We start from the raw sequence: 24,754 nt of genomic DNA on the forward strand, positions 1-24,754 counted from the left end.
TACCGCCGCTTACGATCCGCCCCCCGGATTTGCAGCGGTTTTACTCCGCTGGCGGCACGTAACCTTCGGCCTTGGCGTATTCCTCGCCGGAGAAGTACTTGTCCATTTCCGCCTGGATGAACTTGCGATCCTCGGCGTTCATCATGTTCAGGCGCTTTTCGTTGATCAGCAGGGTCTGGTGTTTCTGCCAGTCGCCCCAGGCCTTGGCCGAGACATGCTCGTAGATATCCTGGCCCTTGGCGCCCGGGTACGGAGGGCGTTCCAGGCCTGGCAGTTCTTCTTGGTACTTGCGGCACATTACGGTGCGGGTCATGACGACTCTCCTGCATTCAATACTTCAGCCGCGCGTTTGAGCAGTGTCTTCACCGGGGCGGCAAGGCCCAGGCGCGGCGGGGTGGCGAGGTTATACCAGAGCCAGTCGGCCTCGGCGACGTGCAGGGCCGACTCTTCGACCCGGATCAGCCAGGGCTCGATGGCCAGCTGGAAGTGGCTGAAGGTGTGTACCAGAGCGGGCATCTGCTGTTGTTGACCCAGCTCCAGGGAATGTTGCAGGGCCAGGTGCCGGATGTCGTCCAGGTCATCGAGCTCCGGCAGGCTCCAGAGCCCACCCCAGAGGCCGCTGGAGGGGCGGCGGTAGAGCAGGATGGCGCCTTCGCGGTTGGCCAGCATCGGCATCAGGGTGCGCTTCTGGGGGACTTCCTTGCGCGGCTTGGGCACTGGGTAGCGGGTTTCCAGGCCGAGCATGTGCGCTTCGCAATGTCGTTCCAGGGGGCACAGCAGGCAGCTGGGCTTGCTGCGGGTGCACAGGGTCGCCCCCAGGTCCATCATCGCCTGGGTGTAGTGGTTGGCCCGTGCGTGGGGGGTGAAGCGTTCGGCGGTCGCCCACAACTGCTTGGCCACCTTGGGCTCGCCCGGATAGCCCTCCTGGGCCGTGAAGCGCGCCAGGACCCGCTTGACGTTGCCGTCGAGGATTGGCGCCCGCAGGCCCATGCTGATGCTGGCGATGGCCCCGGCGGTGGACAGGCCGATGCCTGGCAGCTCGGTGAGTTTCTCCACGTCGCGGGGGAACTCGCCGCCGTATTCGGCCACCACGATCTTCGCGGTCTTTTGCAGGTTGCGCGCCCGGGTGTAGTAGCCCAGGCCGGTCCACAGGTGCAGCACTTCGTCTTCCGGCGCTTCGGCCAGGGCTTGCACCGTGGGCAGGGAGGCCATGAAGCGATCGAAGTAATTGAGCACCGTGCTGACCTGGGTCTGTTGCAGCATGATCTCCGAGACCCAGACTCGGTACGGGTTGATGTCCTGTTGCCAGGGCAGGTCGTGGCGCCCGTGACGGTCGTACCAGTCCAGCACCGCGCTGGAAAAAGCCTCGGCTCTCATCGCTTGAACAGCCCCTTGATCGCGTTCTTCAGTTCCGGGCTGACCTTGTCGCCGAGTTTCTCGTCGATCTTCTCCTTGAGGCGGTCGCCCGCCAGCTTGGCGGCCACCTGGCCCAGGCCGTCCTTGTCCAGGCGGCAGGCCTTGGCGCCCAGTTCCAGCGGGCCACGGCAGCGCAGCGGCAGCTCGATGCCACGGAAACGCTCGCCCACCTGGCAGGCCGGGTCCGGGTTATCGCTCAGGTCGCCCTCGACGATGATGCCCACGCGGTAGTCCATGCCCAGTACGCGCAGGTCGATATCACCGTTGCCGTTGACGCTCATGCCGGGGATGCGCACTTTCAGGTCCGGGTTGCTGGCCACGCCGTTGCGCAGGGTCAGGTTGCCCTTGAGTTCCTGGAACGCAGTGTCCTTGCCACGCGGGGTGCTGGTCAGGTTCTTGCGATTGAGCACCGCGATGCCCTGGCACAGTTGCTGCTCGATGTTGGCGTTGAGCAGCACGCCGTTGTTGATGCTGAAGCCGACATTGCCGTTGAGGCTGTCGACCAGGGCCTTCTGGCTGTTGCCGCTGCCGGTGAGATTGCTGTTCAGGGTCACCAGGCCCTTGACCGGTGGGGTCTGGCCCTGGCTCTCCAGGATGCGCTCCACCGGCACCCGGCTGATTCGGGTTTGCAGGCCCAGTTGTGGCGTGCTCTGGCGCACGTCCAGGGTACCGCTGGCCTCGAAGTTGCCGTTGTACAGCTCGCCCCGCAGGTTCTCGAGCTTCAGCAGGCCACCCTGGCCGGACGCCTTGAGGGCGGCGTTCTGGATCGGCAGCTTGTCCAGGGTCAACTTGCCGAAGTTCAGGTCGGCGTCCACGTCGAGCTTGGCCAGGCGCTCCACCGGCAACAACCGGTCAGTGCTCCAGGCGCCCTTGGTCGGAGCGTTGGGCAGGGGGGTGGTGCCGGCGCCTGCCATCGCATCGGCCTCGCTGCTCTGTACTTCGGCCTTGCGCGCCGAGGCGGCGCTGTTGGCTGCCGCGGACTTGGGCGGCAGATAGCGGTCGACATTGAAGGTATCGGCCTTGAGCTGGGCGCGCAGGGATTGCTTGGCGAAGTCCTCGACGGCCAGGCGGCCGCTGAAGGTGCTGTCGTCCAGCTTCAGGTTCAGGTCCTCCAGGGCCAGGCTGGTGGGCGTGGCTTGCAGGCGGCTGGCCAGCTCGACCTTGCTCAGGCTGCCTTCGGCCATGGCCGGCAGGGTCTGGCCGATACTGTCGACGAACTTCGCCAGGTCGAACTGGGCGATGGAGATTCCACCGCTGACCTGGGGCACCTTGTCCAGGTCGTTGACCTTGAGTTCACCCAGGGCGCGCAGTTGGTTGAGAGAGACTTTCAGGCCCGTCCATTGGCCGACGTTGGCGGCCTTGTCCAGCAGCAACTGGCCTTGGGCGGAGAAGGTCACGGTCTTGCCTTGCAAGGGGTCGCCGGCCACTTCGCCGGACAGGCGCATGTCCTCGAACTGGTAGCGCTGCAGGGCGCGGTCGAAGCGCAGTTCGCCATTGAGTTCGGTGCGCACGCGTACCGCTGGCTGGTTGCTGGCCAGGAAGGCCGTGAGCTTGACCGGGGTGTTGGTGGCTTCGTGGATCGGCCCGGTGCTGAGCTGGATGCTCTCGGCGGTGAACTGCTTGCCAGTCTGCTCGTCGTTGTATTCGACCCGGGCGTTGTTCACCGTCAGGCTGTCGATATCCAGGCGGATCGGCTGCGCGGGTTTTTCCGCGCTAGCCGCAGCCTCGCCGGTTTCACCGGTGCTGGTGGCAGGCGTCTCGGCCTGACGGTCGGCCGGCGCGGCCTTGCCGATGTCCTGCCAGTTGCCGTGGCCGTCCTTGTCGCGGTTCAGGCGCAGGTTCAGGCCCTCGACCCGGACATCGCTCATCTGTACTTCGCGACGCAGCAATGGCAACACGCGCACCGACAGGCCAAGCATCTGCAGGTCGGCAAAGGGTTGGGTCGGGTTGGCCAGGGTGGCTACCGCGGCATCGTGCAGTTCCAGGCCGAGCCAGGGGAACAGGCTCCAGCCGATGTCGCCGTTGAGAGTCAGCTCGATATGGGCCTTGTCGCGGGCAATCTGGCGGATTTCGTCTTTGTAGTCGTTGGGATCGAACAGGTGGGTCAGGGCGAAGCCCAGAGCCACGACGATCAATAACAGCCCGAGGATTACCAGACCCAGGATTTTGCCGAACGCTTTCATGGGCGAGTCCTTGTATGTCGAATTCAAAATTTAGCGGGGCAGTATAACGCTCCGGCCCCTGTGACTGTGGACCCAAACCGCTTGTGGGCGTTTGCGTTGCAGCTGCCGGCATATCGGCACCCGGGGCTTGTGCCTGTGTGTGGTGGCCATGGCGCCAGGCATAGTTCTGGGACAGGTACCCGGCGCTCGAGTGCCATTGCCCGCTCTGGATGGGGCGCCGATCCTGCGCGCTGAGTTTTTGTTGGCAGGTGCAGGAGGAGAGTGGCTGGAGGTTTTCCGGTGCTGGCCGATGAGGGCGTCGCTAAAAAGCTCCTGCTGGTTTGGTTTCTTAATGTTTCACAGATGGTAATCTCTCGCAGTTCGTCCGCCCTTCTGCGACTTAATGTCGCGCTTTCCCAAAGGAAGCTTTACTCAACAGAACGACCGCGCCTGCGTGCCAAGGTCGTCGCAGGGGAGTGGCCGATGAACAATTCTAATAATTGGGGGAACATCCATGAGCTCTAGCATCGCGGCCGCCAACCCGGCCGCCCAGCCAGCGTTCTTGTCCAAAGAACGCATCATCGCCAAGCCCGGTTTCAACCGTTGGCTGGTTCCACCGGCCGCCCTGGCCATCCACCTGTGCATCGGCATGGCCTATGGCTTCTCGGTGTTCTGGCTGCCGTTGTCCAAGGCGCTGGGTATCAGCGCGCCCGTGGCTTGCGAGCCGGGCATGGGCTTCATCGCCCAGGTCTTTTCGTCCCAGTGCGACTGGCCGATCTCCATGCTCGGCTGGATCTACACCCTGTTCTTCATCTTCCTGGGTTGCTCGGCGGCGATCTGGGGCGGCTGGCTGGAGCATGCCGGGCCGCGCAAGGCTGGGGTGGTGTCCGCCCTGTGCTGGTGCGGCGGCCTGCTGATTTCCGCCCTGGGGGTTTATACCCACCAGATCTGGCTGATGTGGATCGGCTCCGGGGTGATCGGCGGGATCGGCCTGGGCCTGGGCTACATCTCCCCGGTATCGACCCTGATCAAGTGGTTCCCGGACAAGCGTGGCATGGCCACCGGCATGGCGATCATGGGCTTCGGGGGTGGCGCTATGGTCGGTGCGCCCCTGGCCGCCGCATTGATGAGCCACTTCGCCACCCCGACCAGCGTCGGTGTCTGGCAGAGCTTCCTGGTGATGGCCGCGATCTACTTCGTGTTCATGATCGGCGGCGCCCTGGCGTATCGCGTACCGCCCACCGGTTGGAAGCCCGAGGGCTGGAGCGCGCCGGTGAAGAAAGCCGCCAACGCCATGATCACCCACCGCCATGTGCACGTGAACGTGGCCTGGAAGACCCCACAGTTCCGCCTGGTGTGGCTGGTGCTGTGCCTGAACGTATCGGCCGGTATCGGCATCCTTGGCATGGCCTCGCCACTGCTGCAGGAAGTGTTCGCCGGCAAGCTGCTGGGCAACGGCCTGAGCTTCAGCCAACTGGACGCCGGGCAACTGGCGCAGATTGCCGCCATCGCCGCCGGTTTCACCGGCCTGTTGAGCCTGTTCAACATCGGTGGCCGGTTCTTCTGGGCGTCGTTCTCCGACTACCTGGGCCGCAAGAACACCTACTTCGTGTTCTTCGCCCTGGGCTTTGCCCTGTATGCGCTGATTCCGAACCTTGGCCACCTGGGCAACGTCGCCCTGTTCGTGGCGGCGTTCTGCATCATCCTGTCGATGTATGGCGGTGGGTTCGCTACGGTCCCAGCCTACCTGGCGGACCTGTTCGGCACCCAGATGGTGGGCGCGATCCACGGTCGCCTGCTGACAGCCTGGGCGGCTGCCGGCGTGCTGGGCCCGGTGCTGGTGAACTACCTGCGCGAGTACCAGCTGAGCATCGGCGTCGAGCGTGCCGCGGCCTATGACATCACCCTGTACATCCTCGCCGGCCTGCTGGTGCTGGGCTTCCTGTGCAACCTGATGGTGCGCCCGGTGGCCGACAAGTACTTCATGACCGACGAGCAACTGGCGGCCGAGCAGGCCCTGGGCCACGACAAGGGCGCCGACAGCAGCGTCGTCCTGGAATGGAAGGCCTCGCCTGCCAGCAAGCCGCTGGTGATCGCCGCCTGGCTGGCGGTGGGCATTCCCCTGGCATGGGGCGTGTGGGTGACCTTGCAGAAGACTGCCGTGCTGTTCCACTAGGAACCTGCCTGGCGCGGGAGCGAGGTCACTCGCTTTCGCGCGCGGGGTTGCTTGTCATGACAGGTACAACCCCGCAGCCACTGGTTCGCGCCCGTCAGGATGTCGTTCGACGTGTTCCTGTTTGGCCCTCCTCGGGCCTATACTGCTCGCCTTTTTCGCCCAATGATTTTGCGGAGCTGGTGATGGCCGAACGTAAGGCATCTGTCGAGCGCGATACCCTGGAAACCCAGATCAAAGCCTCGATCAACCTGGATGGCACTGGAAAGGCCCGATTCGATATCGGCGTGCCGTTCCTCGAGCACATGCTGGACCAGATCGCCCGGCATGGGCTGATCGACCTGGATATCGAAAGCAAGGGCGACCTGCATATCGACGACCACCACACCGTGGAAGACGTCGGCATCACCCTGGGCCAGGCGTTCAGCAAGGCCATCGGCGACAAGAAAGGCATCCGCCGCTATGGCCATGCCTATGTGCCATTGGATGAAGCCCTGTCCCGCGTGGTGATCGATTTCTCCGGCCGTCCCGGCCTGCAGATGCACGTGCCCTTCACCCGCGCCACCGTTGGTGGCTTCGATGTCGACCTGTTCCAGGAATTCTTCCAGGGCTTCGTCAACCATGCCAACGTGACCCTGCACATCGATACCCTGCGTGGCCACAACACCCACCACCAGATCGAGACCGTGTTCAAGGCCTTCGGCCGTGCGCTGCGCATGGCGGTTGAGCTGGACGAGCGCATGGCCGGGCAGATGCCTTCCACCAAGGGCGTGCTGTAATGCAGACGGTAGCCGTCATCGACTACGGCATGGGCAACCTGCACTCCGTGGCCAAGGCCCTGGAGCACGTGGGCGCCGGCAAGGTGCTGATCACCAGCGACGCCAGCGTGATCCGCGAAGCCGATCGGGTGGTGTTTCCCGGCGTGGGCGCGATCCGCGACTGCATGGCCGAAATCCGCCGCCTGGGCTTCGACGCCCTGGTGCGTGAAGTCAGCCAGGACCGTCCATTCCTGGGGATCTGCGTGGGCATGCAAGCCCTGCTGGAGCACAGCGAAGAGAACGACGGCGTCGATTGCATCGGCCTGTTTCCCGGCCAGGTGAAGTTCTTCGGCAAGGGCCTGGTGGAAGAGGGCGAGCACCTCAAGGTGCCGCACATGGGCTGGAACGAAGTGAAGCAGGCGGTGGACCATCCGCTGTGGCACAGCATCCCGGACCTGGCGCGCTTCTACTTCGTGCACAGCTACTACATCACCGCCGGCAATGCCCGGCAGGTGGTGGGCAGCGGCCACTACGGCGTGGACTTCGCCGCGGCGCTGGCCGAAGGCTCGCGCTTTGCCGTGCAGTTCCACCCGGAGAAGAGCCATACCCATGGCCTGCAGCTGCTGCAGAACTTCGCGGCCTGGGACGGTCGCTGGTAAATGAACAGGTCGCGGACCAAGGCGCCGATACTGACGCTGACCCCCGAGCAGGAGCGCGAGGCGCTCGACAAGCTCAAGCGCTTGCTCGAAGACCGCTTCGACCTGCAGTTGGGGTCGTTCGAGGTGGCCGAGGTCCTCGAGTTGTTCAGCAAGGACATTGCACCCCACTACTACAACAGGGCGATTGCCGATGTTCAGCTGCTCCTCAAGGAGCGGTTCGAGGGCATTGAAAGCGACCTGTGGGCACTCGAAAAGAATTAAGGCAGCGGCAAGCTTCAAGCTGCAGGCTGCAAGAAGTAGACACGCGTGCGCGCTTGCAGCTTATGGCTTGCAGCTTGCAGCTCTTTTGACGAAGGAAAAAGCATGCTGATCATTCCCGCAATCGACCTCAAAGACGGTGCCTGCGTGCGCCTGCGCCAGGGTCGCATGGAAGACTCCACCGTATTCTCCGACGACCCGGTGAGCATGGCCGCCAAATGGGTCGAGGGTGGCTGCTGTCGCCTGCACCTGGTTGACCTCAACGGTGCCTTCGAGGGTCAGCCGGTCAATGGTGAAGTGGTTACCGCCATCGCCAAGCGCTACCCGACCCTGCCGATCCAGATCGGCGGTGGCATCCGTTCGCTGGAAACCATCGAGCACTACGTCAAGGCTGGCGTCAGCTACGTGATCATCGGCACCAAGGCGGTGAAGGAGCCGGAGTTCGTCGCCGAGGCCTGCCGCGCGTTCCCGGGCAAGGTCATCGTCGGCCTGGACGCCAAGGACGGTTTCGTCGCCACCGATGGCTGGGCCGAAGTCAGCTCGGTACAGGTCATCGACCTGGCCAGGCGCTTCGAGGCCGATGGCGTCTCGGCGATCGTCTACACCGACATCGCCAAGGACGGCATGATGCAGGGCTGCAACGTGCCCTTCACCAAGGCCCTGGCCGAAGCCACCTCGATCCCGGTGATCGCCTCCGGCGGCATCCACAACCTGGGCGACATCCAGGCCCTGCTGGACGCCAAGGCCCCCGGCATCATCGGCGCCATCACCGGCCGTGCGATCTACGAGGGCACGCTGGATGTGGCAGAGGCTCAGGCGTTCTGCGACAGCTACAAGCCGTAAGCTGCAAGCTGCAAGTTAAAAGCGCGGTCTCGGCCTGCTCTTACTTGCAGCTTGAAGCTTGAAGCTTCTTAATCGGAGATTAAGTCTATGGCGCTAGCCAAGCGCATCATCCCTTGCCTGGACGTGGACAACGGCCGGGTAGTGAAGGGCGTCAAGTTCGAGAACATCCGCGATGCCGGTGATCCGGTGGAGATCGCCCGGCGCTACGATGAACAGGGTGCCGACGAGATCACTTTCCTGGACATCACCGCCAGCGTCGATGGCCGTGATACCACCTTGCATACCGTCGAGCGCATGGCCAGCCAGGTGTTCATCCCGCTGACCGTGGGCGGTGGCGTGCGTACCGTGCAGGACATCCGCAACCTGCTCAATGCCGGTGCGGACAAGGTCTCGATCAATACCGCCGCGGTCTTCAACCCGGAGTTCGTGGGCGAGGCCGCACAGCACTTCGGTTCCCAGTGCATCGTGGTCGCCATCGATGCGAAGAAGGTTTCCGGCCCGGGCGAAGTGCCGCGCTGGGAGATCTTCACCCATGGCGGGCGCAAGCCCACCGGGCTGGATGCGGTGGAGTGGGCGAAGAAGATGGAAGGCCTGGGGGCCGGCGAGATCCTGCTGACCAGCATGGACCAGGACGGCATGAAGAACGGCTTCGACCTGGGCGTGACCCGGGCCATCAGCGATGCCCTGGGTATCCCGGTGATCGCCTCCGGCGGTGTCGGCAACCTGCAGCACTTGGCCGATGGCATCCTCGAGGGCCACGCCAGCGCGGTGCTGGCGGCCAGCATCTTCCACTTCGGCGAGTACACCGTTCCCGAGGCCAAGGCCTACATGGCCCAGCGCGGGATCGTGGTGCGATAGCCACTGGACAGCATGGCGGGCTCACGGCACTCTTGAGTTCGCCATGGATTCGGGTAGCCCGTCATGTTCAAACGTCTTCTTGTGGTTGTCGCCAGCGCCGGTTTTCTGCTCGGTGGCCTCGCCCGCGCCGCTGAACCCGCCGACACCTCCCTGGTGTTGCTGACGGAAAACTTCCCTCCCTACAACATGGCCATCAACGGCAAGAACTTCGCCCAGGGCGAGAATATCAACGGCATCGCCGTGGATATCGTCCGTGAGATGTGCAAGCGCGCCGGCATCAACTACAGCCTGACCCTGCGCTTTCCCTGGGAACGCATCTACAAGATGGCCCTGGAGCAACCGGGTTATGGCGTGTTCGTCACGGCCCGGCTGCCGGACCGCGAGTCGTTGTTCAAGTGGGTCGGCCCCATCGGCCCGGACGACTGGATCATGTTGGCCAAGGCCGGCAGCAAGATCACCCTCGAGTCCCTGGAGCAGGCGCGCAAGTACAAGATCGGCGCCTACAAGGGCGATGCCATCGCCGAGACCCTGGCCAAGCAGGGCCTGGCCCCGCAGGTGGTGCTACGGGACCAGGACAACGCCAGGAAGCTGGTGGCGGGGCAGATCGACCTCTGGGCCACCGGTGATCCGGCCGGGCGCTACCTGGCCAAGCAGGAAGGTATCACCGGCCTCAAGACGGTGCTGCGCTTCAACAGCGCCGAGCTGTACCTGGCGCTGAACAAGGATGTGTCCGATGAAGTGGTGGCCAAGCTCCAGGCCGCCCTGGACGAGATGCGCAAGGAAGGCCTGGTGGAAGAGATCATGGGCCGCTATCTCTAGATCAGCGGCAAGCTATAAGTAACAGCAGGTTGGCGGCGCTTTGGCTTGCAGCTTGAGGCTTGTCGCTTAGCGCTGCCCTATCTGTACTTGCCGTTCTTGCCATGGCCGCTCATGGCCTGGTTGCTGCGCAGGCTGATCATCGACTTGATATCGATCCACTCGATGCCCTGGGCCTTGAGCTTGGGCAGTTCGCGTTCCAGCACTGCCAGGGTCTGCGGATACGGGTGGCCGATCATCACCGCCGAGCCCTGCTTGCGGGCCAGGTCGATGGCTGTCTGCAACTGCCGGGCGATCGCCGGCTCGGTACGCTCATCGTCGAGGAATACATCCCGGGAAACGCTGGCCAGGCCGATTTTCTGTGCCTCGGCGGCGGCCACGGTCTGGGCGCTGGTGCGGCTGTCGACGAAGAACTTGTTGCGCCGTTGCAGCTCGCCCATGAGCCAGGCCATGGCCGGTCGCTGGGACGTCATGCGGCTACCCATGTGGTTGTTGATGCCGCTGGTGTAGGGCACGGCCTGGAACGCTGCATCCAGGCGCTTGTGCAGTTCTTCCTGCGGCAGGTCCGGGTGCCAGGCGAAGGGCCCGGTGGCCGGGTCCATGGGCATGTGCAGGATAACGATCTTGCCCGCCCGGTGGGCTTCCCGGGCGAACTCGGCGGCGTGGGGCGTATCGGGCATGATCGCCGTGGTCACCGGGCCGGGCAGTCCCAGCACACGGCGATCGCGAGGCAGGTTCTGGCCCAGGTCGTCGATGATCAGGCTCAGGTAGGCCTTGGGCGCCTGCGGGGCGGCGGCCTGGACGGGCAGGCAGCAGAGCAGGGCCAGCAGCAAGCCGCCTAGCAGCCGGGAGAGCGGCTGGCGGCTGTGCGTCGAAGGAAAGTGCAGCATGGGAATCAGCAATGGCCTTGGCAGTGGGACGCCCTGGCGGACGCTTCGCCGGCTAGCCGGCTCCCTGCTTGGGAGTCGGCGGGCCGGCGAGGGTTCAATCATTTACCGCGAGTGATGCTCAGCCCCTTGAGCAGGCTCAGGGCCTGGGCCAGCTGGTAGTCGTCGTCCTGTGGCATCGGCTTGGCCTTGCCGGCAGAGCCGCTTGGCTTGTCGGCGCCGCCGTTGCCATTGCCCAGGTGACCCTGCAGGTCGGCTTCCTTGAAGTACTCGCCGTCCTGGGATTCGCTGGTGATCTTGGCGCGACGCACCTCGATGTCCGGGACGATGCCCTGGGCCTGGATCGAGCGACCGTTGGGGGTGAAGTACAGCGCAGTGGTGATCTTCAGGGCGCGTTCGTTGTTCAGCGGCAACACGGTCTGTACCGAGCCCTTGCCGAAGCTGGTGGTGCCCATCAGCACGGCGCGCTTCTGGTCCTGCAGGGCGCCGGCGACGATTTCCGAGGCCGAGGCGCTGCCGCCGTTGATCAGCACCACCATCGGCACGGCTTCGCTCTCGTCCTTGCCGGTGGCGGAGAAACGCAGTTCGGAGTTGGCGATACGGCCCTTGGTGTAGACGATCAGGCCCTTGGTGATGAAGTGGTCGACCACTTCCACCGCGGCCTGCAGTACGCCGCCCGGGTTGTTGCGCAGGTCGAGGATGATGCCGTTGAGCTTCTTGCCGTTGTCCTTGCGCAGCTTGGCCAGGGCCTTGGAGACTTCCTCGCCGGTCTTGACCTGGAACTGGGTGATGCGGATGTAGCCATAGCCGGACTCCAGCAACTGGCTCTTCACGCTCTTGACCTGGATGGTGGCGCGGGCCAGGGTCACGTCGAATGGCGTGCCGCCGTCGCGGACCAGGGTCAGGGTGATCTTCTGGCCGATCTTGCCGCGCATCTTGTCCACGGCTTCGGTCATGGTCTGGCCACGGGTCGGCTGGCCGTTGATCTTGACGATCAGGTCGCCGGCCTGGATGCCGGCCTTGGAAGCCGGGGTGTCGTCGATCGGCGACACCACCTTGATGAAGCCGTCTTCGGCGCCGACCTCGATGCCCAGGCCGCCGAATTCGCCGCTGGTGCTTTCCTGCAGCTCGGCGAAGTCTTCCGGCCCCAGGTAGGCCGAGTGCGGGTCGAGGTTGCTGAGCATGCCCTTGATGGCGTTTTCCAGCAGGGTCTTGTCATCGACAGGTTCGACATAGGCGGCCTTGATGCGATCCATCACCTCGGCAAAGGTACGCAGCTCTTCCAGCGGCAAAGGCGCCTTGGTCGTCGCGGCGGTTGCCGATTGAGCGGTTTCGGCGGCAAACGCCAGAGGCGCGCCGATCACCAGGGCGATCGTCAGGGCCAGCGAGGTAAGGCGGGACAAATGCAGCATGTCGAACGAACTCCTAATTTAGATGCAGCGCTTATCCTTGCGCGTGGCACCACTGTGCCGGGTCGCTGGGGCGACCCTGCTGACGAATTGCAAAGTACAGCGCAGGAGTGTCCTGTCCGCCACTATTGCCCACTGTGGAGATGGACTCTCCGGCCTTGACCACGTCGCCGGCTTCCTTGAGCAGCGTCTGGTTGTGCCCGTAGAGGCTCAGGTAGCCGTTGCCATGATCGAGGATCACCAGCAGCCCGGCACCGCGCAGCCAATCGGCGAACACCACCCGGCCGCCGTGTACGGCATGCACCTGGCTGCCTGCGGCAGCGCTGATCATCACGCCGTCCCACTTGGAGCGGGAGTCGTCGCCACGGGTTTCGCCGAAGCGCGCCAATAGTCGACCATCGACTGGCCATGGAAGTTTGCCCCGGGCCGAAGCGAATGCTCCGCCAAAGGAGGGGCCGTTACTGGAGACCAGGGCCCCGGGAGTGGAATGGACCGGCTTGCGCGGCGCATCGCTGGTCTCGGCCTGGGCTTCACGCAAACGCTTTTTTTCGGCTTCCTGCTGGGCGATCAGCGCTCTCTGGCGCGCCTCTTCGGCCTCGCGAGCCTGGCGTGCCAGGGTCTCTTCGATGGTCTTGAGGACCTTGGCCAGGTCGGCCTGGTCCTGTTCGCGCTGTTGCAGCTTCTGGTCCCGGGCCTTGACGTCGTCGTTGAGCTTGGCCAGGGCCAGCTGGCGCTCCTTGCGGACCTTGGCCAGCTCCTCGCGCTGGGTGTCGAGGCTGCTTTTCTGCACCAGCAACTGGGCCTGCTGCAGGGAAATATCCTTTTCCACATTGGCCAGCTGGCGCAGGGTCTCGTTGAAGTTCTTCAACTGCTCCAGGCGGGCCTGGCTCAGGTAGTCGTAATAGGTGAGGGTGCGGGCGAATTTTTCAGGATTCTGCTGGTTCAGCAGCAGCTTGAGGTACTCCTGGCGCCCATTCTGATAGGCGGCCCGGGCCTGGATGGCGATCAGTCGTTGCTGTTCAGTGCGCGCGCTCTGGAGTTTTTTTTTCTCCTCATCGAGTCGCTGCAGCTCGGATTCGCTTTTCTTCAGCTCTTTCTGCAGGGCCTCGACCTGCTTCTCCAGCTTGCCCATCTCGGTCTCGGTGCCGCGCAGCTCTTTCTGTACTCCGGACTTTTCTTCCTGCAGTTTGCCCAGCAGCTTTTTCAGCTCGGTGATGTCCTGACGCGTGGCGTCCAACTGTTGTTGGGTTTGCGCACGCTCGTCGGCAAAAACCGGTTGGAGCAGGCAGGTCAGAGCAAGGGCAATCAGGGCGCGAAGCATAGAGGCGGGCGACACCAGGGAAAGGGACGGCCTAGTATGCCCGCCCATCGCTGCAAAAAAAACGCCTCAAAGCCAACTGCTTTGAGGCGTTCGTCATAAAAAGTCGTTTCCGGCCCATTATTGGGCCTTTTGCTATCAGATCAGGATCGACTTGCCGGTCATTTCCGCGGGCTGTGGCAGGTCCAGCAGCTTGAGCATGGTAGGGGCCACATCTGCCAGGACACCGCCTTCACGGACCTTCAATGGGCGCTTGCCGACATAGATGAAGGGCACCGGCTCGGTGGTGTGGGCGGTGTGGGCCTGGCCGGTGGTTTCGTCGGACATCTGCTCGACGTTGCCGTGGTCGGCGGTGATCAGCGCTTCGCCGCCGACTTTTTCCAGGGCATCGACGATGCGCCCGACGCACAGGTCCAGGCATTCCACGGCCTTGACGGCAGCCTCGAACACGCCGCTGTGGCCAACCATGTCACCGTTGGCGTAGTTGACGATGATCACGTCGTAGCGCTGGTGTTCGATGGCGTCGACGATCTTGTCGGTGACTTCCGGGGCGCTCATTTCCGGCTGCAGGTCGTAGGTAGCGACCTTCGGCGACGGGATCAGGATGCGTTCTTCACCCGGGAACGGCTCTTCGCGCCCGCCGGAGAAGAAGAAGGTCACGTGGGCGTATTTCTCGGTCTCGGCGATGCGCAGCTGGGTCTTGCCGTTCTTGGCCAGGTAGTCGCCCAGCACGTTTTCCAGGCTGCTGGGGGCGAAGGCCGCCGGTGCCGGGATGCTGGCCGCGTACTGGGTGAGCATGACGAAACCGGCCAGTTTCGGCTGGCGTGCGCGCTCGAACTCCTTGAAATCGTTCTCGACGAAGACCCGGCTCAGCTCGCGGGCCCGGTCGGCGCGGAAGTTCATGAACACCACGGCATCGCCATCCTCGACCTTGACCGGTTCGCCGATGGTGGTGGCCTTGACGAATTCGTCGCTTTCATCGCGCGCGTAGGCCGCTTGCAGGCCTTGCTGGGCGGTGGCGGCGCTGAACTGGCCCTGGCCCTCGACGATCAGGTTGTAGGCCTGGGCCACGCGGTCCCAGCGGTTGTCGCGGTCCATGGCGAAGTAGCGACCGATCAGGCTGGCGATGCGGCCCTTGCCCAGGGTCTTGAAGGTTTCGTCCAGCAGTTCGATGGACGACTGGGCGCTCTTGGGCGGGGTGTCGCGACCGTCGAGGAAGGCGTGCAGGTAGATTTTCTCGGCGCCACGCTTGAAGGCCAGTTCGGCCATGGCCACCAGGTGGTCCTGGTGGCTGTGCACGCCGCCATCGGACAGCAGGCCGAGGATGTGCACGGCCTTGCCGGCGGCCACGGCCTTGTCCACGGCGGCGCAGAGGGTCGGATTCTCGAAGAATTCGCCGTCACGGATGGCCTTGGTCACCCGAGTGAAGTCCTGGTACACCACGCGGCCGGCCCCGAGGTTCATGTGGCCGACTTCGGAGTTGCCCATCTGGCCGTCCGGCAGGCCGACGTCCATGCCCGAACCCGAAATCAGACCGTTGGGCACGCTGGCGCACAGGCGATCCAGGACAGGCTTGTTGGCGGCATAGACAGCGTTGGATTCGTGGCTCTCGCTGTGACCGAAGCCATCCAGAATCATCAGGACCAAAGGTTTAGGCGTGGTAGTCATGGCGTCCACTCGTGGCTGGATAAGGAGGTGTTGAAAAAGGGAGTGGCAGTTTAAAGGCAAGTTCAATCGGCGTCACCGCCGGGCGGGGTTTGGCCGACCTTGAGGGCTGTGTATACTGGCCGGCATTTTCACGCCCTGGAACCTCCTTAGATGGTTGCTCACCTGATTCAATTCGCTACTGAACACTACCTGCTCGTCGGCGCCTTCGTCATTCTTCTGGCCCTGCTGATCGCTCACGAACTGAGCCGCGGTGGCCGCAGCCTCAGCACCGGCGAACTGACCGCGCTGGTCAACAGCGAGCAGGGCGTGGTGATCGATATCCGCCCATCCAAGGAATACGCCGCTGGCCACATCGTCGGTGCGCTGAACATTCCCCAGGACAAGCTGGCCGCGCGCATCGGCGAGCTGGAGAAGCACAAGGCCAAGACCATCATCCTGGTGGACGCCCAGGGCCAGCACGCCGGCACCCAGGCCCGCGAGCTGATGAAGTCCGGCTTCACCGCGGCCAAGCTGTCCGGTGGTGTCTCCAGCTGGAAGGCCGATAACCTGCCATTGGTGAAGTAATGTCCCAGGTCATCGTCTATTCCAGTGATTACTGCCCTTATTGCTCGCGGGCCAAGCATCTGCTCGCCAGCAAAGGCGTAGCCTTCGAAGAGATCAAGGTCGATGGCAAGCCGCAGGTGCGCGCCGAGATGAGCCAGAAAGCCGGACGCACGTCCGTGCCGCAGATCTGGATCGGTGCCACCCACGTAGGTGGTTGTGATGATTTGTTTGCCCTGGAACGCGCCGGCAAGCTCGACGCGTTGCTGGCGGCCTGAAATTCCTAACCTTATAGACCCAAGATCAAGAAGGATCTGAGATGACTGACCAACAGAACACTGCTGCTGCCGACGACGAAAGCGCACCGCAATTCTCCCTGCAGCGCATCTACGTGCGTGACCTGTCCTTCGAAGCGCCGAAAAGCCCGGCGATCTTCCGCCAGCAGTGGGAGCCCAGCGTCGCCCTGGACCTGAACACTCGTCAGAAAGCCCTGGAAGCCGATTTCCACGAAGTGGTACTGACCCTGTCCGTGACCGTGAAGAATGGCGACGAAGTGGCCTTCATCGCTGAAGTCCAGCAGGCCGGCATCTTCCTGATCAAGAACCTGGACGAGGCTTCCATGAGCCACACCCTGGGTGCCTTCTGCCCGAACATCCTGTTCCCGTACGCTCGCGAAGCGCTGGACAGCCTGGTGACCCGCGGCTCGTTCCCTGCCCTGATGCTGGCTCCGGTGAACTTCGACGCGCTGTACGCCCAGGAGCTGCAACGCGTGCAGTCCGCTGGCGAGAACACCGTTCAATAAGTGCTTCACCCAGCCATGAAAAAAGCGCCTTTGACGGCGCTTTTTTCATGGCTGGGTGAAACCTCCAGGTAGGCGCGAGGCTGGCCTGCGACAAGGGCGACGCGAAACGCCTGAGCACCGCGTTACCGGTCATCGCGAGCGAGCTTGGCTCCTGCACAAGCAGGCGCTTATTTGAAGCCCAATTGGCGCCAGCCTTCGTAGACCGCCACCGCCACGGTGTTGGACAGGTTAAGGCTGCGGCAGCCTTCGCGCATGGGCAGGCGCAGGCGCTGCTCGCCGGGCAGGGCGTCCAGTACCTCTGCTGGCAGGCCACGGCTTTCCGGGCCGAACAGGAAGGCATCGCCCTCCTGGAAGCTGGCGTCGTGGAAGGGGCGCGAGCCCTTGGTGGTGAAGGCGAACAGGCGTGGATGGCCGAGGCTCTCCAGGCAGCTGGCGAGGTCGGCATGGCGTTGCAGGGTGGCGTACTCGTGATAGTCGAGGCCGGCACGGCGCAAGCGCTTGTCGTCCATTTCGAAACCCAGCGGCTCGATCAAGTGCAGGTGGCAGCCGCTGTTGGCGCAGAGCCTGATAACGTTGCCGGTATTCGGCGGAATTTCTGGTTGGAAGAGGATGACGTGAAACATGCACGGCTCCGAAGAGAAAGACAGGCAGCATTCTACGCCTGAAGAAGACTCGCGGCCGAAGCTAATGCTGCGGGTATTCGGCTCCCTGGCCATTGTCGGGGTGATGATCGGCCTGATGATCGGTCGCCTGACCCAGCCCGAGCCGGTGCAGTTGCAAGAGGTGCAGACCGTGCCCGATGGCCTGGTGATCTGGTTCAACCATGAGCCCAAGGTGCATGGCGAGCATGTCGAAGGGGCCGTGGCGCTGCTGTTCGATGCTTCGGGCCGGGCGCAGCAGGGCCAGTTGCAGGTCAATCAGCGAATGGTGAATTGGCGGATACGCCTGGCGGACCAGGGCTTGTTGCTGAACCTGGTGGCCGCGCGCCCCCTGCGGGGCGAATGGAGCGGGGGCGAGGTGGACGGGCGCTGGCGCCTGGAGATCCACTTGCGAGAGCAATAAAAGAGGGAAACCCCGGCCTGCCTGTACCAGGGCCCCCAAAACCGTGGCCTGCTCGCTTGACGCGGCGGGCCGAGTGTTAAAGAGGGGAGTCCTGGCCTGCCTGTACCAGGGTCCCCGAAACCGTGGCCTGCTCGCTTGGCGCGAGTGGGCCGGGTGTTAAAGAGGGGAATCCTCGGCCTGCCTGTACCAAGGTCCCCAAAACGGGTGAGCGGTGGCGCTCGTGATCTTGTTATTGCAGGGGACGTGCCAATTCAGGCTTAAACGGTTCAGTTAATTGCAGGGTCAAGCTGGAGGCCCCGTTTTTCGGGGCTTTCGCCGTTTTGTTGAGTTTTTCTTGCCCGGCCTGGTGCGGCCGTTCGCAAGCGAGTCTTGCGTCTGGCCGAGCCTTTTGGCGGTGCAGGCTCACCATTTCGGTGCACGAAAAACATCGCGGGCAAGCCTCGCTCCTACGAAACACAAGGTCCGTGGGAGCGAGGCTTGCCCGCGCTAGGGGTTGCAGAACAGCCGCTCAAGCCTCGTCGCTGTCCTCCTCGTCGCCACCGTCGACCTTCATCCCCAGCTCCTTGATCTTGCGGGTCAGGGTATTGCGCCCCCAGCCCAGCAAGACTGCAGCATCACGACGCCGACCGGCGGTGTGCTTGAGGGCGGTCTCGATCATGATCCGCTCGAAACTCGGGACCGCGCTGTCCAGCAGGTTGGACTGGCCGCGGGCCAGGGCCTGGTCGGCCCACTGGCGCAGGGCCTGTTCCCAGTTGGTCACCGGTGCCGAGTCCTGGGGCAGGCTCAGCAGTTCCGGCGGCAGGTCGCCGATATGGACTTCGCGCCCGGAGGCCATCACGGTGATCCAGCGGCAGGTGTTCTCCAACTGGCGCACGTTCCCTGGCCACGGCAGGTTCTTCAGGAACTCCTCGGTTTCGTTCTTCAGCAGCTTGGGCTCCACCGCCAGCTCCTGGGCCGCGCGGCCGAGGAAATGCTTGGCCAGGGTCGGGATGTCTTCGCGACGATCCGACAGGCGGGGAATGTGGATGCGGATCACGTTGAGGCGGTGGAACAAGTCTTCGCGGAATTTGCCGGCCTGGACCAGGGTTTCCAGGTTCTGGTGGGTCGCGGCGATGATTCGTACGTCGACCTTGACCGGAGTATGGCCGCCGACCCGATAGAACTCGCCGTCGGCCAGCACCCGCAGCAAGCGAGTCTGGGTGTCGGCCGGCATGTCGCCGATCTCGTCGAGGAACAGGGTGCCACCGTCGGCCTGCTCGAAGCGCCCGCGCCGCAGGTTGGCGGCACCCGTGAAGGCACCTTTCTCATGGCCGAACAGCTCGGACTCCATCAGGTCCTTGGGGATCGCCGCCATGTTCAGGGCGATGAACGGCGAACTCGCACGCGGACTGTGGCGGTGCAAGGCATGGGCCACCAGCTCCTTGCCGGTGCCGGACTCGCCATTGATCAGCACCGTGATATTGGAGTGGCTCAAGCGCCCGATGGCCCTGAAGACCTCCTGCATCGCCGGGGCTTCGCCGATGATCTCCGGCGTACGAGCCAGGCTCGGCGCGACCTCCAGGCCTTGCTGTTCCTGGGCATGCTGGTTGGCGCGCTTGACCAGGGCCACGGCCTCATCGACATCGAACGGCTTGGGCAGGTATTCGAAGGCGCCGCCCTGGTAGGACGCCACCGCACTGTCCAGGTCGGAGTGGGCGGTCATGATGATCACCGGCAGGCGCGGATGTTGTTCGCGGATCCGTGCCAGCAGGTCGAGACCGCTGGCCCCGGGCATGCGGATATCGGAAATGATCACATCCGGAGCCTGGCGGGCCAGGCGGCTCATCACCCCGTCGGCGCTGTCGAAGCTCTGGGTCGTCATGCCTTCCTGTTGCAGGGCTTTTTCCAGGACCCAGCGGATTGAACGGTCGTCATCGACGATCCACACGGTTTCACTTCGGCTCATGTCGATGGGGCTCCTTGTTCCAGAGGCAGAAAGATCGAGAACGTGGTGTGGCCTGGGTGGCTGTCACACTCGATCAGGCCCTGGTGCTGGCTGATGATGTTCTGGGTGATGGCCAGGCCCAGCCCGGTACCGTCCGGGCGGCCGCTGACCATGGGGAAGAAAAGGGTGTCCTGCAGTTCGGCGGGGATTCCCGGACCGTTGTCGATGATCTCGATCTTGGTCACCAGGCGATGGCGCACATGGCCGATGGTGAACTGGCGCATGGTGCGGCTGCGCAGGGTGATGCGGCCCAGGCGCAGCTCGTTCTGGGTGCTGATGGCCTGCATGGCGTTGCGCACGATGTTCAACACCGCCTGGATCATTTGCTCACGATCGATCAATACATCGGGAATGCTCGGGTCGTAATCCCGGACCAGGGTGATGCAACCCTGGCTCTCGGCCTCCACCAGGCTGCAGACCCGCTCCAGCACTTCATGGATATTGGTCAGCGCCAGGGACGGCAGCTTGTTCGAGCCGAGCATGCGATCCACCAGATTGCGCAGGCGGTCGGCCTCTTCGATGATGACGTTGGTGTAGTCCTTGAGGCTTTCCTCGGGCAGTTCCCGGGCCAGCAGCTGGGCGGCGCCGCGAATCCCGCCCAGGGGATTCTTGATTTCGTGGGCCAGGCCGCGCACCAGCATCTTGCTGGTTTCCTGCTTGGACAGCTGGGCCTCTTCCTTGGTGATGCGCAGCAAGCGATCCCGGGGATGGACTTCCAACAGCAGCAAGGTGTCGCCGTTGTTGAGGATCGGCGTCACCGCATAGTCCACGGTCAGGGTCTGGCCGGTCAGGGCGGTGAGCATGGCCTCGCGCTTGGTGAAGGGATGGGCCTGCTCCACCGCCTGGCGCAGGGAGCTCAAGGCTTCGGCCGACTCGGTGAACAGCTCGCTGATGAACTGCCCATGGCTGCGCTGGCCGCTGATGGCCAGGAGCATTTCCGCCGCCGGGTTCATGTACTCAAGGCGCAGTTCGGCATTGAGCAGGATGGTGGCGGTGGTCAGGTTGTCCAGTAACAGGCGATGCAGTGGGTCGCTGATGGTCATTCGGACCTCTTTTGAAGCAGGACAATCCGGAGTCGATCCCGGATCGTGCACGGGTTGAAGCGCTGGTACGGAGAAAATGCAAAAACCAAACCAAGGCTCCGAAAAGAAGCGTTCGTGCCCCTGAAACAGGTGTTTGAACGCCGATTACATGGCGTATTGCCAGTCCTGGCGGGCATTTTCGAACCAAAATGGGCTGCTAATCATCCCTGGGTGCAAGGTGTTGCACCAATATAGTGCATGAGTGCTTGGCCTGCTTGCCTGCTGTCCGATCGTCGAGAATCAACGCCCGTTTTTCAGCGGCAGCCGGGTGCCAGAGCCGGTAGAGTGCGCCGGACTCTTTGCTTGAAGGTCCAGGATCCGGCCATGGAAAACGCCCCTCTGCTGTTCCAGCTTCCCGACGACGACACCTTGTATCGGGCGCTCCTGGAGCGCGACCCGGCCTATGAGGGTTTTGCCTATGTCGGGGTGAAGAGCACCGGGGTGTTCTGTCGGCTGAGCTGTGCCGCACGCAAGCCCAAGCGTCACAACACGGTGTTCTTCGGCTCCATCAGGGAGTGCCTGGAGGGCGGGTTTCGTGCTTGCCTGCGCTGCCGTCCCCTGGAGGCGGCGGGGGGCCAGGAACCCTGGGTCAAGACCTTGCTCGAACAACTGCACAGCGATGGCGAGCGCCGTTGGTACGAAGAGGATCTGGTGCGCCAGGGGCTGGATCCATCCACGGTCCGCCGAGCATTCAAGCGCCATTTCGGGGTGACCTTCCTGGAAATGGCCCGGCTGCGGCGTATCGGCCGGGGCATGCAGCAGTTGGCTTCAGGGGAGCCGGTGATCGAGGCGCAGATCAGTGCCGGCTTCGATTCCGACAGTGGCTTTCGCCATGCGTTTGCCCGGCTTGCGGGCCAACCACCGTCGAACCTGCGTGGGCGTGAACTGCTCAAGGCCGATTGGTTGCAGACGCCTATCGGTGTGATGCTGGCCGTGGCCGATGCCCAGGTCCTGCATGTGCTGGAGTTTTTCGACCGCCCGGCCCTGGCGGGGGAGCTGCGCAAGTTGCAGGACAACAGTGGCTCGAGCATCGGCTTCGGACGCTTTGCCCCCATCGACCAGATCGAGGCCGAACTGCGCCGTTACTTTGCCGGTGAGCCGGTGTCTTTCCAGACACCATTGGCGATGCAGGCCTCGGCCTTCACCCGCACGGTATGGCAGGCCCTGCGGGCCATTCCCCTGGGCAGCACCTGCAGTTATGCCGGGTTGGCGCGGGATATCGGCTCGCCGACGGCGGCGCGCGCCGTGGCCCGGGCCAACGGTGCCAACCAGATCGCCATCGTCATCGCCTGCCATCGGGTGATCGGCGCCGATGGTTCGCTGACCGGTTATGGCGGAGGCCTGTGGCGCAAGCGCTGGCTGCTGGAGCACGAGCGACGGATGCATCTGGCTGGACGGGAACAGCCGGTGCTGGCCCAGGAGCCATTCAACGATGGGCGCGCAGCAGGAAGAAACTGATTTCCGGGCTTTGCTGCAGGACTTGCTCGCCCTCAAGGACCTGCACCGCCAGGCGATGAAGGCCGCGGTCGAGGTTCGACAGATGCAAACGCGGGCCACGGCCAGGGGCGCCGTGGGGTTCGCCATCCAGCAGCAGGCGCAGGCGATGGGGCGGTTGTAGCGGCGGGTGCAGGTCTACCCGGACGCTGAAGCTGCCGTTATTGGCCCGCAGCGCGCCCTGCTCCTGCACTCCGTTGAGCTGCAGGCGTTGGTAGGCCTGCCTTTGGCTGGTCTGGCAGGCGACCGGTGCCCTGTTCGAGGGCGGCCAGTCGCTGGATCCTCGGTCGCTGCTGGGGCGATGGCCGTCGGTGGGGTGATTGGGGGCCGCATCAGCTGGCAGCAGGGTTATCCACAGCAGCCACAAGGCAGCGATACGCATGGTCCGGATCCTCCTGGAGAGCCCTCAGCATAGGGGCGCACCGGGCAGGCGACAGGCCTGGTTAACCTTTGAACACACATAACTCGGCAGTGGCGCGGATCATCGCCAACTGACGCAGCGGCGCCATGTCGCCGGTGTGGTTGGCCCGGGCCAACCACTGCGGGCAGCGCGGGTCGGTACGGGAGGGGCTGAAGTCGGCCAGTTGCTGCAGCAGGCGTTCTTGTAACCGATCGAGTTGCGGGCGGATTTGCCCGGCCAGGTCCTGGCGTGGAGTATCCGGTGCCTGGCCTTGCAGGTGCCAGGTTGAAAGCCTGGCGTATTGCACCAGTTTGTTGGCCTCGATCTGCGCTGCGAAGAACTGCCCTACCGTGGTTTCATCCAGGCCGTGGCCGTTGGCCAGGGCCGAGGCCGCTGCGATCACCTGCTGTTCGCGAGGCCGGTCCTCCACAGCCTTGTGACTGTCCCATTTGCTCAGGGCCACTTGCTCGGCGATGTCCAGGCGTGCGGCGATGCTGCCCAGCAATGGAGCAAGGCTGGCCGGAGCATCGTCGGCCCGGGCCAGGCTGGCGAGCAGGGTGCAGGCCAGGGCGAGACACAGGTTCAAGGAAGATTTCATCGGCGGGCTCAAGGTTGGGAGGGGGAGGTTCATGATGCCCGCAAGCTGGCCGGAGGCACACGGAAAATCCCCGGGTATTTTCTACCGGGCATGAAAAAGGCCTCCCGAAGGAGGCCTTTCGATCACGCCGCTTGTGCGAGCGCTACCGGATCAGCAGCTGTAGTACAGCTCGTATTCCAGTGGGTGCACGAAGGTGCGAACCTTGATTTCTTCTTCGCTTTTCAGGGCGATGTAGGCGTCGATGAAGTCGTCGCTGAACACGCCGCCCTTGGTCAGGAACGCACGGCCCTTGTCCAGCTCTTCCAGGGCTTCTTTCAGGCTGCCGCAAACTTGTGGGATCTCTTTGGCCTCTTCAGGCGGCAGGTCGTACAGGTTCTTGTCGGCAGCATCGCCAGGGTGGATCTTGTTCTGGATACCATCCAGGCCGGCCATCAGCAGTGCCGCGAAGCACAGGTACGGGTTGGCAGCCGGGTCTGGGAAGCGTGCTTCGATACGGCGGGCTTTCGGGCTCGACACGTAAGGAATGCGGATCGAAGCGGAACGGTTGCGAGCCGAGTAGGCCAGCATTACCGGAGCTTCGAAGCCTGGAACCAGGCGCTTGTAGGAGTTGGTGGCCGGGTTGGTGAAGCCGTTCAGAGCCTTGCCGTGCTTGATGATGCCGCCGATGAAGTACAGGGCGGTGTCGGACAGGCCGGCATAACCTTCACCTGCGAAGGTGTTCTTGCCGTCTTTCCAGATCGACATGTGCACGTGCATGCCCGAGCCGTTGTCGCCGTACAGTGGCTTTGGCATGAAGGTGGCGGTACGGCCGTAGGCGTCGGCCACGTTGTGCACCACGTACTTCAGGGTCTGGGTTTCGTCGGCCTTCTTCACCAGGGTGTTGAACTTGACGCCGATTTCGTTCTGGCCGGCAGTCGCCACTTCGTGGTGGTGGACTTCGACGGTCAGGCCCATTTCTTCCAGTGCGTTGCACATGGAGGTACGGATTTCGTGGTCATGGTCGAACGGCGGAACCGGGAAGTAGCCGCCCTTGATGCCTGGACGGTGGCCCTTGTTGCCGCCTTCCACGTCCTGGTCGGACATCCACGAGCCTTGCTCGGAGTAGATCTTGAACATCGAGCCGGAGATGTCGGACTTGAACTTTACCTGGTCGAAGATGAAGAACTCAGGCTCCGGACCTGCGAATACGGTGTCGCCGATGCCGGTGGCCTTCAGGTGCTCTTCGGCGCGCTTGGCGATCGCGCGAGGGTCGCGGTCGTAGCCTTGCATGCTCGAAGGTTCGATGATGTCGCACACCAGGATCAGGGTCGGCTCTTCGGTGAACGGGTCCAGCACGGCGGTTTCGTCGTCCGGCATCAGGATCATGTCGGAGGCTTCGATGCCTTTCCAGCCAGCGATGGAGGAGCCGTCGAACATCTTGCCAGCTTCGAAGAAGTCTTCATCCAGCGCATCACGGGCCGGCATGGTCACGTGATGTTGAGTGCCCTTGGTGTCAGTGAAGCGCAGATCAATCCATTTGACGTCATGATCTTTGATGAGTTGAACCGACTTCGACATAGTGTCCTCC

Annotated in this window: 25 protein-coding genes; 12 read left to right on the forward strand and 13 right to left on the reverse strand. The window is 63.6% G+C overall.

Annotated features, from left to right (window positions below):
- Positions 1-40 precede the first annotated feature (40 nt).
- Genes I9018_RS01890 through I9018_RS01900 form a run of 3 tightly spaced genes read right to left on the reverse strand, consistent with a single transcriptional unit; the run spans position 41 to position 3,599 of the window.
- Positions 41-313 carry an oxidative damage protection protein gene (locus I9018_RS01890; RefSeq protein ID WP_068589478.1) on the reverse strand — a complete coding sequence of 91 codons (273 nt, stop codon included), beginning with the start codon at positions 311-313 and terminating at the stop codon, positions 41-43.
- Entirely contained in the window at positions 310-1,377 is a 1,068-nt protein-coding gene (mutY, locus tag I9018_RS01895) for an A/G-specific adenine glycosylase (RefSeq protein ID WP_068589475.1), read from the reverse strand. Before mutY ends, I9018_RS01890 begins: the two co-directional genes overlap by 4 nt.
- Positions 1,374-3,599, reverse strand: coding sequence for an AsmA family protein (locus I9018_RS01900; protein WP_068589472.1), 2,226 nt, complete (start codon positions 3,597-3,599; stop codon positions 1,374-1,376). Before I9018_RS01900 ends, mutY begins: the two co-directional genes overlap by 4 nt.
- Before the next feature lie 493 nt (positions 3,600-4,092).
- Here I9018_RS01900 and I9018_RS01905 point away from each other — a divergent pair, with 493 nt between their 5' ends.
- The 7 genes from I9018_RS01905 to I9018_RS01935 all read left to right on the forward strand — a co-directional run bounded on the left by I9018_RS01905 (position 4,093) and on the right by I9018_RS01935 (position 9,946).
- Positions 4,093-5,754 carry an OFA family MFS transporter gene (locus I9018_RS01905; RefSeq protein ID WP_068589470.1) on the forward strand — a complete coding sequence of 554 codons (1,662 nt, stop codon included), beginning with the start codon at positions 4,093-4,095 and terminating at the stop codon, positions 5,752-5,754.
- A gap of 182 nt (positions 5,755-5,936) precedes the next feature.
- On the forward strand, positions 5,937-6,530 hold the full coding sequence (gene hisB, locus I9018_RS01910; RefSeq protein ID WP_010453482.1) for an imidazoleglycerol-phosphate dehydratase HisB: 594 nt from the start codon (positions 5,937-5,939) through the stop codon (positions 6,528-6,530).
- The gene (gene hisH, locus I9018_RS01915; protein ID WP_068589465.1) at positions 6,530-7,168 is read left to right on the forward strand and encodes an imidazole glycerol phosphate synthase subunit HisH; all 639 of its coding nucleotides are present in this window, start codon (positions 6,530-6,532) and stop codon (positions 7,166-7,168) included. The genes hisB and hisH overlap by 1 nt, the downstream gene beginning before the upstream one ends.
- The gene (locus I9018_RS01920; protein WP_068589463.1) at positions 7,169-7,429 is read left to right on the forward strand and encodes a DUF2164 domain-containing protein; all 261 of its coding nucleotides are present in this window, start codon (positions 7,169-7,171) and stop codon (positions 7,427-7,429) included. It abuts the gene before it with no gap.
- A 102-nt stretch (positions 7,430-7,531) separates the two neighbouring features.
- Positions 7,532-8,269, forward strand: coding sequence for a 1-(5-phosphoribosyl)-5-[(5-phosphoribosylamino)methylideneamino]imidazole-4-carboxamide isomerase (gene hisA / locus I9018_RS01925; RefSeq protein WP_241108609.1), 738 nt, complete (start codon positions 7,532-7,534; stop codon positions 8,267-8,269).
- An 87-nt stretch (positions 8,270-8,356) separates the two neighbouring features.
- Positions 8,357-9,127: an imidazole glycerol phosphate synthase subunit HisF gene (gene hisF / locus I9018_RS01930; protein ID WP_068589458.1), complete on the forward strand. Its 771-nt coding sequence runs from the start codon at positions 8,357-8,359 to the stop codon at positions 9,125-9,127.
- A 63-nt stretch (positions 9,128-9,190) separates the two neighbouring features.
- Positions 9,191-9,946, forward strand: coding sequence for an ABC transporter substrate-binding protein (locus I9018_RS01935; protein WP_241108610.1), 756 nt, complete (start codon positions 9,191-9,193; stop codon positions 9,944-9,946).
- 77 nt (positions 9,947-10,023) lie between these two features.
- Here the strand turns inward: I9018_RS01935 and I9018_RS01940 are convergent, their stop codons facing one another.
- From I9018_RS01940 to gpmI, 4 genes are all read right to left on the reverse strand, one after another.
- Positions 10,024-10,788, reverse strand: a complete 765-nt coding sequence (locus tag I9018_RS01940; protein WP_176719738.1) for a divergent polysaccharide deacetylase family protein — start codon at positions 10,786-10,788, stop codon at positions 10,024-10,026.
- A 143-nt stretch (positions 10,789-10,931) separates the two neighbouring features.
- A complete protein-coding gene (locus I9018_RS01945) occupies positions 10,932-12,242 on the reverse strand; it encodes a S41 family peptidase (protein WP_124345538.1) in 1,311 nt (436 codons plus the stop codon).
- A 31-nt stretch (positions 12,243-12,273) separates the two neighbouring features.
- The gene (locus tag I9018_RS01950; protein WP_068589445.1) at positions 12,274-13,560 is read right to left on the reverse strand and encodes a murein hydrolase activator EnvC; all 1,287 of its coding nucleotides are present in this window, start codon (positions 13,558-13,560) and stop codon (positions 12,274-12,276) included.
- 135 nt (positions 13,561-13,695) lie between these two features.
- A complete protein-coding gene (gene gpmI, locus I9018_RS01955; protein WP_241108611.1) occupies positions 13,696-15,225 on the reverse strand; it encodes a 2,3-bisphosphoglycerate-independent phosphoglycerate mutase in 1,530 nt (509 codons plus the stop codon).
- A 150-nt stretch (positions 15,226-15,375) separates the two neighbouring features.
- Between gpmI and I9018_RS01960 the strand changes: the two genes are divergently transcribed.
- The 3 genes from I9018_RS01960 to secB are packed head-to-tail and all read left to right on the forward strand — an operon-like array spanning position 15,376 to position 16,567.
- Positions 15,376-15,789 carry a rhodanese-like domain-containing protein gene (locus I9018_RS01960; RefSeq protein ID WP_068589440.1) on the forward strand — a complete coding sequence of 138 codons (414 nt, stop codon included), beginning with the start codon at positions 15,376-15,378 and terminating at the stop codon, positions 15,787-15,789.
- Positions 15,789-16,043 carry a glutaredoxin 3 gene (gene grxC / locus I9018_RS01965; protein ID WP_068589437.1) on the forward strand — a complete coding sequence of 85 codons (255 nt, stop codon included), beginning with the start codon at positions 15,789-15,791 and terminating at the stop codon, positions 16,041-16,043. Before I9018_RS01960 ends, grxC begins: the two co-directional genes overlap by 1 nt.
- 41 nt (positions 16,044-16,084) lie before the next feature.
- Positions 16,085-16,567, forward strand: a complete 483-nt coding sequence (secB, locus tag I9018_RS01970) for a protein-export chaperone SecB (protein WP_241108612.1) — start codon at positions 16,085-16,087, stop codon at positions 16,565-16,567.
- Positions 16,568-16,734: 167 nt separating this feature from the next.
- Here the strand turns inward: secB and trmL are convergent, their stop codons facing one another.
- On the reverse strand, positions 16,735-17,190 hold the full coding sequence (gene trmL / locus I9018_RS01975) for a tRNA (uridine(34)/cytosine(34)/5-carboxymethylaminomethyluridine(34)-2'-O)-methyltransferase TrmL (RefSeq protein ID WP_068589431.1): 456 nt from the start codon (positions 17,188-17,190) through the stop codon (positions 16,735-16,737).
- On the opposite strand from trmL, the gene I9018_RS01980 reads away from it, so the two are divergent.
- Complete coding sequence (locus tag I9018_RS01980; RefSeq protein WP_241108613.1) at positions 17,189-17,629, forward strand: hypothetical protein; 441 nt, start codon at positions 17,189-17,191, stop codon at positions 17,627-17,629. The genes trmL and I9018_RS01980 overlap by 2 nt on opposite strands.
- Positions 17,630-18,137: 508 nt before the next feature.
- Here I9018_RS01980 and ntrC read toward each other — a convergent pair.
- Positions 18,138-19,574, reverse strand: coding sequence for a nitrogen regulation protein NR(I) (gene ntrC / locus I9018_RS01985; RefSeq protein ID WP_068589425.1), 1,437 nt, complete (start codon positions 19,572-19,574; stop codon positions 18,138-18,140).
- On the reverse strand, positions 19,571-20,656 hold the full coding sequence (gene glnL / locus I9018_RS01990; RefSeq protein ID WP_241108614.1) for a nitrogen regulation protein NR(II): 1,086 nt from the start codon (positions 20,654-20,656) through the stop codon (positions 19,571-19,573). The genes ntrC and glnL overlap by 4 nt, the downstream gene beginning before the upstream one ends.
- A gap of 363 nt (positions 20,657-21,019) precedes the next feature.
- On the opposite strand from glnL, the gene I9018_RS01995 reads away from it, so the two are divergent.
- The gene (locus tag I9018_RS01995) at positions 21,020-22,153 is read left to right on the forward strand and encodes a trifunctional transcriptional activator/DNA repair protein Ada/methylated-DNA--[protein]-cysteine S-methyltransferase (protein ID WP_241108615.1); all 1,134 of its coding nucleotides are present in this window, start codon (positions 21,020-21,022) and stop codon (positions 22,151-22,153) included.
- Here the strand turns inward: I9018_RS01995 and I9018_RS02000 are convergent.
- From I9018_RS02000 to glnA, 3 genes are all read right to left on the reverse strand, one after another.
- On the reverse strand, positions 22,122-22,571 hold the full coding sequence (locus I9018_RS02000) for a DUF4124 domain-containing protein (protein WP_241108616.1): 450 nt from the start codon (positions 22,569-22,571) through the stop codon (positions 22,122-22,124). The genes I9018_RS01995 and I9018_RS02000 overlap by 32 nt on opposite strands.
- A 61-nt stretch (positions 22,572-22,632) precedes the next feature.
- Positions 22,633-23,187, reverse strand: coding sequence for a chorismate mutase (locus I9018_RS02005; protein WP_068589413.1), 555 nt, complete (start codon positions 23,185-23,187; stop codon positions 22,633-22,635).
- A gap of 150 nt (positions 23,188-23,337) precedes the next feature.
- Positions 23,338-24,744: a glutamate--ammonia ligase gene (gene glnA, locus I9018_RS02010; RefSeq protein WP_053132545.1), complete on the reverse strand. Its 1,407-nt coding sequence runs from the start codon at positions 24,742-24,744 to the stop codon at positions 23,338-23,340.
- Positions 24,745-24,754: the final 10 nt, after the last annotated feature.

It is taken from the genome of Pseudomonas sp. MPFS (assembly GCF_022537035.1).
Taxonomy (GTDB): domain Bacteria; phylum Pseudomonadota; class Gammaproteobacteria; order Pseudomonadales; family Pseudomonadaceae; genus Aquipseudomonas; species Aquipseudomonas sessilinigenes.